The sequence below is a fragment of the Staphylococcus sp. SM3655 genome, from assembly GCF_016917315.1.
GTDB classification, from domain to species: Bacteria; Bacillota; Bacilli; order Staphylococcales; family Staphylococcaceae; genus Staphylococcus; species Staphylococcus aureus.
This window is the reverse complement of sequence record NZ_CP070305.1, coordinates 2,027,391-2,042,247: the sequence shown is the minus strand read 5'-3', so window position 1 is coordinate 2,042,247 and position 14,857 is coordinate 2,027,391. Positions and strand designations below refer to the sequence as shown.

Annotated in this window: 12 protein-coding genes; all 12 read right to left on the bottom strand. The window is 33.3% G+C overall.

The window, feature by feature from the left end; genetic code table 11:
- Nucleotides 1–4: 4 nt before the first annotated feature.
- The 12 genes from JQN76_RS10005 to rimP all read right to left on the bottom strand — a co-directional run bounded on the left by JQN76_RS10005 (nucleotide 5) and on the right by rimP (nucleotide 14,601).
- Entirely contained in the window at nucleotides 5–2,374 is a 2,370-nt protein-coding gene (locus JQN76_RS10005; RefSeq protein ID WP_000035767.1) for an FtsK/SpoIIIE family DNA translocase, read from the bottom strand.
- 255 nt (nucleotides 2,375–2,629) lie between these two features.
- Nucleotides 2,630–4,303: a ribonuclease J2 gene (gene rnjB, locus JQN76_RS10000; protein ID WP_000052590.1), complete on the bottom strand. Its 1,674-nt coding sequence runs from the start codon at nucleotides 4,301–4,303 to the stop codon at nucleotides 2,630–2,632.
- 235 nt (nucleotides 4,304–4,538) lie between these two features.
- Nucleotides 4,539–6,635 carry a polyribonucleotide nucleotidyltransferase gene (pnp, locus tag JQN76_RS09995; protein ID WP_000076683.1) on the bottom strand — a complete coding sequence of 699 codons (2,097 nt, stop codon included), beginning with the start codon at nucleotides 6,633–6,635 and terminating at the stop codon, nucleotides 4,539–4,541.
- A 369-nt stretch (nucleotides 6,636–7,004) separates the two neighbouring features.
- Nucleotides 7,005–7,274: a 30S ribosomal protein S15 gene (rpsO, locus tag JQN76_RS09990; protein WP_001018328.1), complete on the bottom strand. Its 270-nt coding sequence runs from the start codon at nucleotides 7,272–7,274 to the stop codon at nucleotides 7,005–7,007.
- A 114-nt stretch (nucleotides 7,275–7,388) separates the two neighbouring features.
- Nucleotides 7,389–8,360 carry a riboflavin biosynthesis protein RibF gene (gene ribF, locus JQN76_RS09985; protein ID WP_000864186.1) on the bottom strand — a complete coding sequence of 324 codons (972 nt, stop codon included), beginning with the start codon at nucleotides 8,358–8,360 and terminating at the stop codon, nucleotides 7,389–7,391.
- Nucleotides 8,361–8,374: 14 nt separating this feature from the next.
- Nucleotides 8,375–9,292, bottom strand: coding sequence for a tRNA pseudouridine(55) synthase TruB (gene truB, locus JQN76_RS09980; protein WP_000282298.1), 918 nt, complete (start codon nucleotides 9,290–9,292; stop codon nucleotides 8,375–8,377).
- Between the two features lie 168 nt (nucleotides 9,293–9,460).
- Nucleotides 9,461–9,811 carry a 30S ribosome-binding factor RbfA gene (gene rbfA, locus JQN76_RS09975; protein ID WP_000097322.1) on the bottom strand — a complete coding sequence of 117 codons (351 nt, stop codon included), beginning with the start codon at nucleotides 9,809–9,811 and terminating at the stop codon, nucleotides 9,461–9,463.
- A gap of 385 nt (nucleotides 9,812–10,196) precedes the next feature.
- The gene (gene infB, locus JQN76_RS09970) at nucleotides 10,197–12,314 is read right to left on the bottom strand and encodes a translation initiation factor IF-2 (RefSeq protein ID WP_000043636.1); all 2,118 of its coding nucleotides are present in this window, start codon (nucleotides 12,312–12,314) and stop codon (nucleotides 10,197–10,199) included.
- 4 nt (nucleotides 12,315–12,318) lie between these two features.
- The gene (locus JQN76_RS09965; protein WP_000020853.1) at nucleotides 12,319–12,636 is read right to left on the bottom strand and encodes a YlxQ family RNA-binding protein; all 318 of its coding nucleotides are present in this window, start codon (nucleotides 12,634–12,636) and stop codon (nucleotides 12,319–12,321) included.
- Nucleotides 12,633–12,917 (bottom strand): RNase P modulator RnpM, encoded by a 285-nt coding sequence (rnpM, locus tag JQN76_RS09960; RefSeq protein ID WP_000727423.1) that lies wholly within the window; start codon nucleotides 12,915–12,917, stop codon nucleotides 12,633–12,635. The genes JQN76_RS09965 and rnpM overlap by 4 nt, the downstream gene beginning before the upstream one ends.
- 20 nt (nucleotides 12,918–12,937) lie before the next feature.
- Nucleotides 12,938–14,113, bottom strand: a complete 1,176-nt coding sequence (nusA, locus tag JQN76_RS09955) for a transcription termination factor NusA (protein WP_000097460.1) — start codon at nucleotides 14,111–14,113, stop codon at nucleotides 12,938–12,940.
- A gap of 20 nt (nucleotides 14,114–14,133) precedes the next feature.
- Entirely contained in the window at nucleotides 14,134–14,601 is a 468-nt protein-coding gene (gene rimP, locus JQN76_RS09950; protein ID WP_000036633.1) for a ribosome maturation factor RimP, read from the bottom strand.
- Nucleotides 14,602–14,857 lie beyond the last annotated feature (256 nt).

The window sequence follows — 14,857 nt, the reverse complement described above, 5'->3', positions numbered from 1 at the left end:
TTTTTTACACCTCGTCATTATTAAGATCTATTAAAACTTGTCTAGGCTTGCTTCCTTTTTGTGGACCGATTACCTGATTGCGTTCTAAATCATCCATCAACCTAGATGCTCTATTATAACCAATTCTAAATTGGCGTTGTAACAATGATGTACTTGCCTTTTGTTGTTCAACAACAAACAAATACGCTTCATCATATAAAGCATCTTCACTTTTCATTTCCGATTTATCCACTGGTGCATCTGGTTCCATTTCTTTTACATAATTTGCCTGTTGTTGTTCTACTACATAATTTACAACATCTTGCACCTCTTGGTCACTTAAAAACGCCCCTTGAATACGTGTTTGTGATGAGTCACCATTTCCAACGTATAACATGTCACCTTTACCAAGTAACTTTTCTGCGCCGCCAGTACCAATAATAGTTCTTGAATCTGTTTGAGAACTCACAGCAAAAGCTATTCTAGATGGAATATTATTTTTAATGATACCTGTAATTACATCCACAGAAGGTCTTTGTGTCGCTACAATTAAATGTATACCTGCTGCACGTGCCATTTGTGTAATACGTTGAATCGCATTTTCAACTTCTTTACCAGCTACCATCATTAAATCTGCAAGCTCATCTACAATAACAACGATATAAGGTAATTCTGGTTGCTTCTCATCTAATTCTTGATTTTGCTTACGGATTAATTCGTTATAACCTTTAATGTTTCTAGTTGATGAATGTTGGAATAAATCATAACGTCTTTCCATCTCAGCTACAATTTTTTCTAAAGCTTGAGCAGCTTTATGAGGATTTGTAACAACCGGAATTAATAAGTGTGGAATTCCGTTATAAACATTTAGTTCAACCATTTTCGGATCGATTAACATAAGTTTAACTTCATGCGGCTTAGCATTTAATAAAATACTTGTAATAATACCATTTATACAAACAGATTTACCACTACCCGTCGATCCTGCCACCAATAAGTGTGGCATTTCATTTAGTGGAACAGTAATTGGATCACCTGATATATCTCTTCCTAATCCAACTTCTAGTTTATTATTAGACGGGAATTTTTCATCTAAAACTTCTTTTAGTGAAACTAATGAAATTTTCTCATTTGGCACTTCAATACCTACTGCAGAACGACCAGGTATTGGCGCTTCGATTCTAACATCTTTTGCTGCTAAAGCTAATGCAATATCATTATGCAAGTTTACAATTTTACTCACTTTAACCCCTTGAGCTGGTTGAATTTCATATTGAGTTACTGCAGGACCAATTTTAATTTGTGTCACTTTTGCATTTACCCCAAAATCTTTTAATGTATTCTCTAGTACTTGTCCTTTACGTTGCACTTCAGCTTTAGATGTTGCTTTTTGTTTTGCAGGTTGATTAAGTAAAGTTAACGGTGGAACAACATACGATACATTCGTAACTTCACCAGCTTCTTCAATAGTGTTTTCACTTTCAACACTGTTATGAGTTTGTTCTGTTAATTGTTCTTGCTGATCTGCTTGATGATGATTTACGATGTTATTCGAACTATTCTCTGCATCAAACACTCGTTTTTTTCGACTTGGTTGACTCTGGCTTTTACTTTCATTTTCAGTATGCCCATAAATTGGAATATCTCTTTCTTGAGGCACTTCCGTAAAATCACTCACATCTTTTATTTGTGGCTGTTCATTTTGACGTGCCTTTTGTTCTTCTTTAAGTCTTGCTTTTTCTTCACGCTTCAATTGTTTTTCTTGGTTTCTTTCCGACATTTTTTCATTAAATGAACCAAACCAAGCTTTTATATTTTCCAGTGCAACTTTTGCAACTTCACGATGTTGATGGTTTGTTAATAAAATAACACTTGAGCATAATAATAAAATAGTAATAATACATACACCAAATAATGAAATTAAAGGTACGCTTAACTCTAATAAATAAAAGCCTAATACACCGCCACCAAAATTTGGGAAATGACTGTGTTGGTATGACTGATACACATAAGAAAGTACAGGTTCTCTTTCAGCTTTGATACCACTATTAAAATGAAAAACTAACTGTGATACAAATAGCAATGCAATTTGCAATACAATCGAACCAGCCGTTCGTCTAGTTTTAGGAATACGTTTAGAGTATGTAATAAAACCAGTTGCTAAGAGTACTAAAATATATGTTAAATATCTACTGTACCCAAATAAATAATTAAAGAAGCTGTCAATTAGACGACCTATTATTCCTAATTGGAAAACACCCAACACCATTAATACAACTACTAAAATAGCTATGACATAACGTATCGGATTATCATTCTTCTTTTTCCTCGAATTTGTTCTTTTTTTTGATGTTGTTTTTTTCTTAGCTGTCGATTTCTTTTTTGCTTGTGCCAATTGACGCACCTCCTTATGTTGCCTTAGTTAAAACGACGTTATTATATATAATTTCCTATTTGATGTTTAGAATATGTAGTCCAAACAGACGATGAAAGAGGTTAGAACAATATCATCTATGTATCAATTTACTTAAGATAACAGATTAATCGTTACCCCTTCAATTGACCATCATAAAATATAAGTAAATTGTCCATGACAACCATTATATTTCAGTGACTTGTTCTGACCTCTTTTATGTTAATGACTTTTTGATTAAATTTCAGAAATTACTGGAATAATCATAGGACGACGTTTTGTACTTTCGAATAATAGTTTACTAATTTGATCACGCATATTTTGCTTAATTTCAGACCATTCTATGCGTTTTTCTTGTAAACCAGCCTCTACTATTTCACGTACTTTCTCTTCTGCTTCACGTAATAAGTCTTCACTTTCACGTACATATACAAACCCACGAGATTGAATTTCAGGTCCCGCAGCTATACGTCTATTTTTAGGATCTAACGTTACTACAGCAATAAAGATACCATCTTCTGCTAAAAGATGACGGTCTCTCAACACGATATTTCCTACATCCCCAATACCAATACCATCTATTAAAATATTTCCTGAATTTACCTTTTCATTTAATATCATATCTTTACCGTTGTAATTAATGACATCTCCTTTTTCCACAAGGAAAATCTTTTCTGGTGCAACACCTGCTTCAGCTGCTAGCTTCGCATGTGCTATCTGCATTTTAAATTCACCTTGTACAGGAATAAAGTATTCAGGTTTCATAATATTAATCATCATTTTTAATTCTTCCATGCAACCATGACTTGAAGCATGAATCTTCTTGTTATTTGGAATAATATGTGCGCCAGCACGTACAAGCTCATTTAATGTATTCGCAATGATAACTTCCATATTAGCAGAAGCCGTAATTGCTAAAAATACAGAATCGCCTTCTTCGATATTCATAATTTTATGCTTATGTTGCGCCATTTGACTTAAGGCTTCTACAGGTTCTCCTTGCATACCAGTAGCTATAATTATCACTTCATTTTTAGGATAATTATCAACTTCTGTTATAGGAATTAGCAAATCTTTAGGAATGTCGAAATACCCCATTTTACGAGCAATATTAAATGAACTTTCAAGTGATCTTCCTAAAAATGACACTTTACGATTTAGCTTGCTAGCAATATTTAAAACTTGCTGAATACGTATAAAGTTCGAAGCATAACATGAAACAATCAAGCGACCTCGCACTTTTGCAAAAGCGTCATACATATGATGTTCAATCACATTTTCCGGAGTATTATATCCAGGTTTCTCTGCCTCAGTAGAATCACTGATTAAGACAAATACGCCTTCTTCACCAATCTCTGCCATACGTTTAATATCTGGTGCATAATGTCCATGTAAACTTTGGTCAAACTTAAATTCACCTGTATACACAATGGCACCATATGAAGTATGAATACAAACACCTAGACTATCAGGAATACTGTGTGTCGTATTAAAGAAACTAATATTCACGTTTTTGAATCTCATAATTGAATCATTATTAACTGTGTAGTAGCGAACTTTTTTATCAATATTACGGGCTTTCATATTTTCTTTAATTAACGCTATTGTCAATTTAGATCCATATACTGGTGCATCTAATTGTTCTAAAACATAACTCACTGCACCAATCGCGTGCTCATGTCCGTGTGTAAGGAATATACCCTTCAATTTATCTTTATTTTCAAGTACGTATGAAATGTCTGGTATAACAATATCAATACCTAGCATTTCGTCTTCTGGAAACATAAGTCCAGCATCTAACATAAACATTTCATCGTCTACTTCAACGATATACATATTTTTAGCAATTTCGCCAACACCGCCTAATGGTATAATGCGAATATCTTTATTCTTTTTCTTTATTAAACTCAAAATCTTACCTCCTAAATTTGTTACCCGTCCATATATAAACTCACTATTCATTATAAGTTAAAAAACACTTGATGTACACTATTAATCACTATACATACAGGATAATTAACAGTTGCACACAAAATAATAAAGCGTTTTAAAATGTTCAATACAACAAATTCAAAATGGATCACTTCGTAAAAAATGGCATAAAAAAATCACATGACGATACATTGTCGTCATATGACTTTAAATATTATTCTTCTAATGCTCTATGTGAAGCATTTACTCGACCTTGTTTATCAATTTCAGTAATCTTAACTTCAATTGTGTCACCGATTTTTAATACATCTTCCACTTTTTCAATTCTATTTTTTGAAATTTGTGAAATGTGAAGCAACGCATCTTTACCCGGGAATAGGCCTACAAACGCACCGTATTTTTCAATACGTTTAACAGTGGCTTGATAAGTTTGACCTACTTCCGCTTCACGTGTAATTTCCTCAATGATTTCACGAGCACGATTTATCATAGCTTGATCAACGGCCCCAATAAAGATAGTACCATCTTGTTCAATATCTAATTTAACGCCTGTTTCATCAATAATTTCGTTAATTTTTTTACCACCAGGTCCGATAACATCTCTAATCTTATCTGGTTTAATTGTCATAGTTACAACTTTTGGCGCGTAAGCACTTAATTCAGTACGTGGTTGATCAATTGTTTGTAACATATGATTCATTATTTCTAAACGACCACGTCTCGCTTGTTCTAGAGCCTCTTCGATAATTTCACGCGTTAAACCGTCAATTTTAATATCCATTTGGATTGCTGTAATACCTTCTTTAGTACCAGCGACTTTAAAGTCCATATCACCTAATGCATCTTCCATACCTTGGATATCAGTTAAAATCGTATAGCTATCTTCACGTGTAACAAGGCCCATAGCAATACCAGCAACTGGTGCTTTAATCGGTACGCCCGCATCCATTAATGCTAATGTTGATCCACAAATTGACGCTTGAGATGATGAACCATTTGATTCAAGTACCTCACTTACAATACGAATTGTATATGGGAAATCAGCAGTATCAGGAATAATATATTTTAATGCTCTTTCACCTAACGCACCATGTCCAATTTCACGACGACCTGGCGCACGTACTGGACCAGTTTCACCTACTGAAAAATTCGGGAAGTTGTAATGATGCATGAATCTTTTTTCTTCTTCAGGTCCTAAACCATCAATTAATTGATAATCGCCTAAAGCACCTAATGTTAAAACTGAAAGTGCTTGAGTCTGACCACGTGTAAATAGACCTGAACCATGCGTTCTAGGTAAAATACCAACTTCAGAATCTAATGGACGGATTTCATCAGGTTTACGGCCGTCTGGTCTAATTTTTTCATCTGCAATTAAACGTCTAACTTCTTCTTTCACTAATTCATTTAAAATTGCATAAACTTCTTTAATAAGTAATTCATTCTCTGGATCTTCTTCATCGATAAATTCATTGACGATTTCTTCTTTTAAGTTATCAAGATTTTCATCTCGTTGTTGTTTATCAAATGTTAAAACTGTTTCTTTAAGTCCTTTTTCTTCGGTTAAAGATTTTACACGTTCAACTAGCGCTTCATCACGCTCTGCTGGAATAAATTCTTGTTTAACAGGTTGAATGTGGTCGACGATTTGTTGTTGGAAATCAACTAAACGTTGAATCTCTTCATGACCAAAGAAAATCGCCTCTAACATTTCTTGTTCAGTAATCTCACAAGCGCCTGCCTCTACCATGTTTACTGCATCTTTATGACCAGCTACTTCAAGGTCTAAACGAGAAACTTCTTTTTCTTCTACTGTTGGGTTAATGATATATTTACCGTCAATATAACCCACATTTACACCGGCGATTGGCCCTTGGAATGGAATATCCGACACACTAAGCGCCATAGATGAACCAATCATTGCAGCCATTTGTGGTGAACAATCAGGATCTGCACTTAATACCATGTTCATAATTTGAACATCATGCTTATATCCTTTAGGGAATAAAGGTCTAATTGGTCTATCAATTAATCGCGCAGTTAATGTTGCATCGTCACCAGGACGTCCTTCTCTCTTTTTAAATCCACCAGGAATTTTACCCGCAGCGTACATTTTTTCTTCATAGTTCACTGTTAATGGGAAGAAATCTCCATCACGAGGTTCTTTTGATGCAGTTGCCGTCGATAACACGACTGTATCTCCATAACGAACCAATACAGCGCCATTTGCTTGTTTAGCTAATTGCCCTGTTTCAATCGTTAAAGATCTTCCTGCCCATTCAGTTTTAAAAACTTTCTTTTCTTGAGACATTATAAATCTCCTCTCTTGAATCTAATAGTTATATCATATCATTTATTATCGTATTTTAATATTAGTTATAAAATATTGAATTGGAAAAAAAGAGAGCGGGATATCCATCTATTATTTACAAAATAGACTTATCGTCCCACCCTTATCAGTATAAATATAAGTTATATTTTTTAAAAAAACATACTTTATTTTTAATATCTTGATTATTACTCTAGGTGTACTTATATCATCTTTATCTCATTATAACCTTATTATTCACTCAATATTAGCTTAACATATAATAAATGTTAATATTTGTAAAAAGCTTTTTTAATATAAATTAAGGTTGGAACATAAATATGCCCCAACCTCAAAGACGTTATATTAAGATTAACGACGGATACCAAGTGATTTAATTAATTCACGGTAACGTTGAATATCTTTACTACGTAAGTAGTTTAATAAATGTCTACGACGACCTACCATTTTTAATAATCCACGACGTGAATGGTGGTCTTTTTTGTGTGTACGTAAGTGTTCGTTTACTGCGTTGATTTCTGCAGTAAGTACAGCGATTTGTACTTCTGGTGAACCAGTATCAGTTTCGTGTACACGGTATTCTTTAATGATTTCGTTTTTACGTTCTTGTGAAATTGCCATAATCAATTTCCTCCTTAAAATGTTTGAATACTCCTTAATCCGAGTTAGGCGTTGGAGATTCGACCTACTAAGAAAAAGGTGTGGTATAGATTGTTTATATAACTATACGCAACTCTAAATATTATAAGCTACTTCATCACCAAAATCAACTGCTAATAAATATTTAGCACGCGATTTATCATCGCTCATTTGTTTAACTAATGGGTCGATACCATCAAATTTAATCTCAGGACGTAAGAAATGATGCCAATTCACGGTCACTCGTTCACCATAAATATTATCCTCAAAGTCAAAGATATTCACTTCGATGACAACTTCTGCTTTGTTAGGATCATGAAATGTTGGCTTTACACCTATGTTAGCTACCCCTCGATATAATTTATTTTCAGTGCCGATTTCAATACTAACAGCATAAACACCTTTACGAGGTAACAAATAATCATCACTAGGTTGAATGTTAGCCGTTGGGAAGCCAATAGTTCTTCCTCTTTTTTCACCTTGCACTACAGTGCCTTTAATAGAATATATATAGCCTAAAGCATCATTCGCTTTTTGCAACTCACCATTGATTAAATCTTGACGAATAGAAGTTGTAGAAATTTTTTCATTTTCAATTTCTTGCTTACTCACAATTGTCGTATTAAACGCATCATATTCTTGAAGAACAGTCATATTACCTTTTCCAAATTTACCAAAAGTAAAATCAAAACCAGCAATGACTTCTTTTACATTATTTTTAATTATATAATTTTCAACAAAATCTTCAACGCTCACATTAGCAAACCTAGATGAAAAATTAACCACTATACAATAATCAATATCATGTTGGCTAATTTTTTCGATTTTATCTGAAAGTGGCGTTAAATACGTTGTTCGTTTTCTTTTAGGATTCAACACGACAGATGGATGCGGATCAAATGTCATCACCGCTTTTTTTAAACTGCGTGCCTCAGCTATTTCATTTAATATATCAAAGACTTTGTCATGACCTTTATGCATGCCATCGAAAAATCCGAATGCCATTGCAACATCCTCTGTAATATACTGTTTAGATTGTATAGGATGTGTCACTTCTATGACTTTCATAAATTCTATCTCCTTTAATTAAAGACTTTTTTAGGTTTAATTTCTGATTCTTTTGTAGGGTGTACCATATAAATTGCTAATACTTTTTCTGAATCATCATCAATAAATACAATTTGGTCTTTAATTTTGTTATCAAATTCATTTTTATTAAATTTCTGCCCATTTAAAATACGTTTTTTTATGTGCGAATCTTTAATTTTAATGCTTGGCAAACCCTTTAATCCATATTCTAAAGGAAACAATTTATTTTGCAATGAATCCTGCTCATGAAGTTCTTTTATTTGTTCTAATGTAAGGCTATCTTTCAACACAAATCCACCAGACTCGATTCGTGTTAATTTCGACATATGTGCCGGAAAGCCTAATTTCACACCAATATCAGTTGCTAGCGTTCTAATATATGTACCTTTACCACAGATGACGCGTATTTTAAAATGACACTCATTTTCTTTAAAATCTAATTCAGATATACGCCCAATGTCTTTAATATTAACTTTACGCTTTGGTCTTTCAACTGTTTCATTATTACGCGCATATTCATATAATTTTTTACCATTCACCTTGACTGATGAATACATTGGCGGAATTTGTTCAATAACACCTTTAAAATTTTCTAACAATCGGTCAATATCGTCCTTATTAAAATCTGCTGAGTGTACACCTTTTGTTTCCAATGTATCACCCGTTTGATCTTCAGTCGTTGTACTTCTTCCTATCGATACAGTTGCTTCATAAGCTTTGCCCATATCCATAACATAATCACTAACTCTCGTTGCATTACCTATACATACCGGTAACACGCCTGCAACTTCGGGATCAAGCGTACCCGTGTGACCTATTTTTTTAGTTTTTAATATTTTACGCAATTTGAATACAACGTCATGACTTGTTAAACCGCGCTCTTTATATACTGGTAATATCCCATTATACATATAGTCACCTTCTTTTTTAAAATATATTTTAATAGCGTATCAACTGAATTTATTCATAAAAAAACTGGAAAATGTTAACTATTTCTACACATCTATGTATTAACTGTTTAATGTTAATATACCGATATTAAGAAATTATCAAACATTTTCCAGATACCTAACACTAAATTATCTATCTTGTTTGTGTAAATCTTGAATCATTCGTTCAATTTTATTACCATATTCGATTGATTGATCATATTCATACATTAATTCCGGCATAATACGTAATCGCATTCTAGAACCTAATTCAGACTTAATGAAGCCTTTTGCTTTATCAAGTGCTTTAAATGTATTTTCTACTTCTTTATCGTTACCTAATACAGTTAAAAATACTTTAGCCTGCGATAAATCATTTGTTAAAACAACATCTGTAATTGTAATAAAACCAACTCGAGGATCTTTGACTTTATTGTTGATGATATCCATTAATTCCTTCTTCATTTGTTCACCAACACGCTCTGCTCTCATACTGCTCATTCTTGTCACCTCTTTATCTTTAAGTTCAATTGTTATTTGCATTTTTTAGTGTAACAATGCTTAAACAATTATTTTAGCTCACACGTTATTTTAATAAATTAAGCCTATAAAATCAAATAAAGTTTGCCGTAAGATAGGCATTTCAACAGAAAATTTTCCAATAATAGTCGACATTATATTTTGTCATTAAAAATCATTCTAGGCCACCACAAAATTTTATACAAAATCATGTCCATATAACGTAACTTTTAATAGGTAATCTATTCTAATAAAAAACCAAAAGCTAGTATCAAATATGCTCCCTATAAAGTAGACACTTAAAAAGTGCAATATTTATAGGGAGCATATCAATCTTAACTATACTTTTAGCTTGTAATTTATTTAATTAACGCTTAATTTCAACCATTTCAAATGCTTCGATAACATCGCCTTCTTTAAGGTCATTGTAGTTTTCAATTGTAATACCACATTCATAACCTTTTGCAACTTCCTTAGCATCATCTTTGAAACGTTTAAGTGTATCTAATTCGCCTTCATATTGAACAATACCATCACGGATAATACGTACACCAGCATTTCGCGTAATTTTACCTTCAGTAACATAACATCCAGCAATAGTACCAACTTTAGAAACTTTGAATGTTTGACGAACTTCAGCTTGTCCGATAACTTGTTCTTCAAATTCTGGATCAAGTAAACCTTTCATCGCTGATTCAATTTCTTCGATAACATTATAAATAACTCTGTGTAAACGCATATCAACATTTTCAGCTTCTGCAGCACGTTTTGCACCACTGTCTGGACGAACATTGAAACCAATGATAATACCATTTGAGGCATTAGCAAGTGTCACGTCTGACTCATTAATTGCACCAACCGCTGTATGAATGATACGAACATTTACGCCTTCAACATCAATTTTCATTAATGATGCAGCTAAAGCTTCAACAGAACCTTGAACATCACCTTTAATAATAACGTTTAAACCTTTCATTTCACCTTGTTTCATTTGTTCAAACAGGTTATCTAATGAAACATTTTTACTTTCTTGACGTTGTTGTACAATGCTAGCTTCGTGTCTTGATTCACCAATACGACGAGCTTGTTTTTCATCACTAAATACAACAAAGCGATCCCCAGCTTGTGGCACATCATTAATACCTGTAATTTCAACAGGCGTTGATGGACCAGCCGTTTTGATTCTTTGACCTAAGTCATTAACCATTGCACGGATACGGCCGTAAGTATTACCAACTACAATCGCATCACCAACATTTAATGTACCGTTTTGTACTAATAATGATGCAGAAGGACCACGTGATTTATCTAATTCAGCTTCGATAACTGTACCAACAGCACGGTTTTTAGGATTTGCTTTAAGTTCTTGAACTTCTGCAACTAATCCTATCATTTCTAATAAATCGTCGATACCATCACCACTTAATGCAGAAAGTGGAACGAAAATTGTTTCGCCGCCCCAATCTTCAGGAATTAAACCATATTCAGTTAATTCTTGCATAACTCGATCAGGATTTGAAGTTGGTTTATCAATTTTATTTACTGCAACAATAATTGGTACTTCTGCTTCTTTAGCATGGTTAATTGCTTCAATTGTTTGTGGCATAACACCATCGTCAGCTGCAACTACTAAAATTGTAATATCTGTTACTTGTGCACCACGCGCACGCATCGTTGTAAATGCAGCATGTCCCGGTGTATCTAAGAAAGTGATTTTTTTGCCATCGTTTTCAATTTGATATGCACCAATATGTTGAGTGATTCCGCCTGCTTCACCTGCTGTAACTTTTGTATGACGAATTGAATCTAATAAAGTAGTTTTACCATGGTCAACATGTCCCATAATTGTTACAACTGCTGGTCTCTCAATTGCTTCTGGATCATCTTTTTCGTCTTCGAAGTAGATTGATAAATCTTCTTCATTAATCACAACTTCTTCTTCAACCTCAACGCCATAATCATCGGCAATTAATTCGATTGTTTCTTGATTTAATGATTGATTGATATTAGCAACAATACCAAGTAAGAATAATTTTTTGATAATTTCTGATGATTCAACATTTAATTTATCCGCAAATTCGCCTACTGTAATACCTTCTTGATATGTCACTTTTGATGGTATTTCTTTTGGAGCAGCTGGTTGATTTTGTGGTTTATTATTCTTGTTATTTTTCTTATTATTTCTATTATTCTTTTTATTGCCTTTGTTGCCTTTATTATTTTGTTGTTGATTCTTTTTGTTATCTTTTTGTTGCCCTTTATTTTGGTTTTGATTGTTTGATTTTTGGTGATTATTTTGAGTGCTTTGTTTATTGTCGTTCTTTTGTTCTTTTTTGAACTTTTTATCTAATGCTTTAATTTGGTCATCTTCCAAAGCTTGCATATGATTTGAAACCTCAATATTCATGCTTTTTAACTCATCTATAATCTCTTTACTCTTTAGATTTAATTCTTTCGCATATTCGTAAATTCTTTGTTTACTCATATAATCACTCCTTATGATATTCATCTATCATTGATAGCAACTTTTTAGCAAAGCCTGGGTCAGTAATCCCTACATTAACACGCTCACCTTTTCCAAGTGCTATTCCCAATTCATTTCGATTTCCAAACTTTCTGAATGGAACTTTGTAACTCTTACATTTATCTGTAATTAATTTAGCTGTATTATCAGACGCATCATTTGCAACAATAACGAGCTTCAAATTTCCTTTTTTAATCTCATTAACAATGACTGATTCACCTGTTTTTACTTTACCAGCTCTCATTGCTAATCCTAAAAAGTTTAATATTTGATCTATACTCATTTTGGGATCTCTTCTCTATAAATTAATCTAATAATTTCTTTGTAAACAGGATCCAATTGCTCTTTAGATGCTTTAAAATATTTTTCTAAAATTTCTTTTTGTTGTGCTTTTTCAACCATAGCAACATCTTTAGAAACATATGCGCCACGGCCTTGTTTCTTTCCAGTAACATCCGCAAAGATTTCGCCTTCTTTATTAACAACAACACGAATCATATCTTTTTTGGGATGCATTTCATTTGAAAGAATACATTTTCGCATCGGAATTTTTTTCTTTTTCATAGATACTTCACTCCAACCTATTATTCAGATTCTTTCTCTACATTTGTTTCAACTGAAACATCATTTACCTCTTCGGTTGATTCTGTTGTGTCAGCATCTTCTAAAGCAATATCTTCTTCAGTTACTTTTTCTGCTTCAACTACTGGATAGATACCCGCTTCACGCGCATCTGTTTCTGATTTAATATCAATTTTCCAGCCGGTTAATTTAGCAGCTAGACGTGCGTTTTGTCCTCTTTTACCAATCGCTAATGACAATTGATAATCAGGAACAACAACTACTGTAGATTGATTTGTTTCATCAACAATAACTTCTAAAACTTGAGAAGGGCTTAAAGCATTTTTTACAAATACTTTTGGATCTTCATTCCATTGAACGATGTCGATTTTTTCGCCACCTAGCTCTTCAACAACAGCTTCAACACGTGCGCCTTTAGCACCAACACATGCACCAACAGCATCTATATCATTGTTTTCAGAGAAGACACTAATTTTAGAGCGATCGCCAGCTTCACGTGCTACTGATTTAACAATTACAGTACCATCGTAAATTTCTGGAACTTCTTGTTCAAATAAACGTTTTAATAAACCTGGATGGCTACGAGAAACATAGATTTGAGGACCTTTTGTCGTTTGTTCCACTTTGTTAACATATACTTTGATACGTTCGTTAGGAATATATTTTTCGTTAGGACTTCTTTCTGCTTCAGATAAAACAGCTTCGATACGACCTAAATTCACATATACATAACGATGGTCAACACGGTCAATAATTCCAGTAAGTATGTCTTCTTCTTTGTCTATAAATTCTTCAAATAAAATTTCACGTTCAGCATCACGAAGACGTTGCATTACTGCTTGTTTCGCTGCTTGAGCACCTACACGACCAAAATCTTTAGGTGTTACATCTTCTTCGTATATATCACCAATTTCATATGCAGGGTTTTTAACAAGCGCTGTACTTAAATCCACTTCATCTCTGTCGTCAAATACTTCTTCAACAACATCTTTACGAGCGATAACTTTGAAAGTACCTTGATCCATATTTAATTCCACACGGACATTTCTTGCACTATCATAATTCTTTTTGTATGCAGTAATTAAAGCTGCTTCAATAGCATCAATTAATACTGCTCTAGGAATCTTCTTTTCTTTTTCTAAATACTCAGTAGCTAATAATAATTCATTACTTGACACGTTTTTTCCTCCTCATCACGTTAAATCATAACTGCGTGACGTGCTTTTGCTATTTTGTCTCTCGGTATCTCTATATCTTTCGTTCTTGCTTTGATTTTAACTTGTACTACAATTGTTTCATTATTGACTTCTTGTAAAATGCCTAACCATTCCTTTTCACCTTCAATTGGTACATATAAAGAAACAAATACAGGTTTAGTTATTGCATTTTGGAAATCTTGTTCTTTTTTAATTGGACGTTCTGCACCAGGTGACGCTACGTCTAAATAATACATTTCAGGAATAGGATCATTTGCATCCATAGCTTCACTTATTTTTTCAGAAGCTAGCGTACAATCATTTAAATCTACGCCACCTTCTTTATCAATAGAGATTCTAAGAAAATGATCTCTACCCTCTTTGACATATTCAACGTCTACAAGTTCAAAATTCAAGTCTTCCATAATTGGTTGAACAATCACTTCTACTTGTTCTGTAATTTTACTCATACAGGCCTCCCTTTTTGGCAAATAGAAAAGAGCGGGAATCTCCCACTCTTCTGCCTGAGTTCACTAATTTTTAAGCAACTTAATTATAGCATAAGTTTATGCTTGAAACAAATGACTTCACTATTAATCAGAGATTCTTGTAAAAGTTTGTTCATTTATTTCACCATTACATTCGAATAGACTCGTAAGACGTTGAAAAGAAATACAGGCATAATTTTATGTCCAGCAACAATTTTGTATTTCTTTAACTACGCCA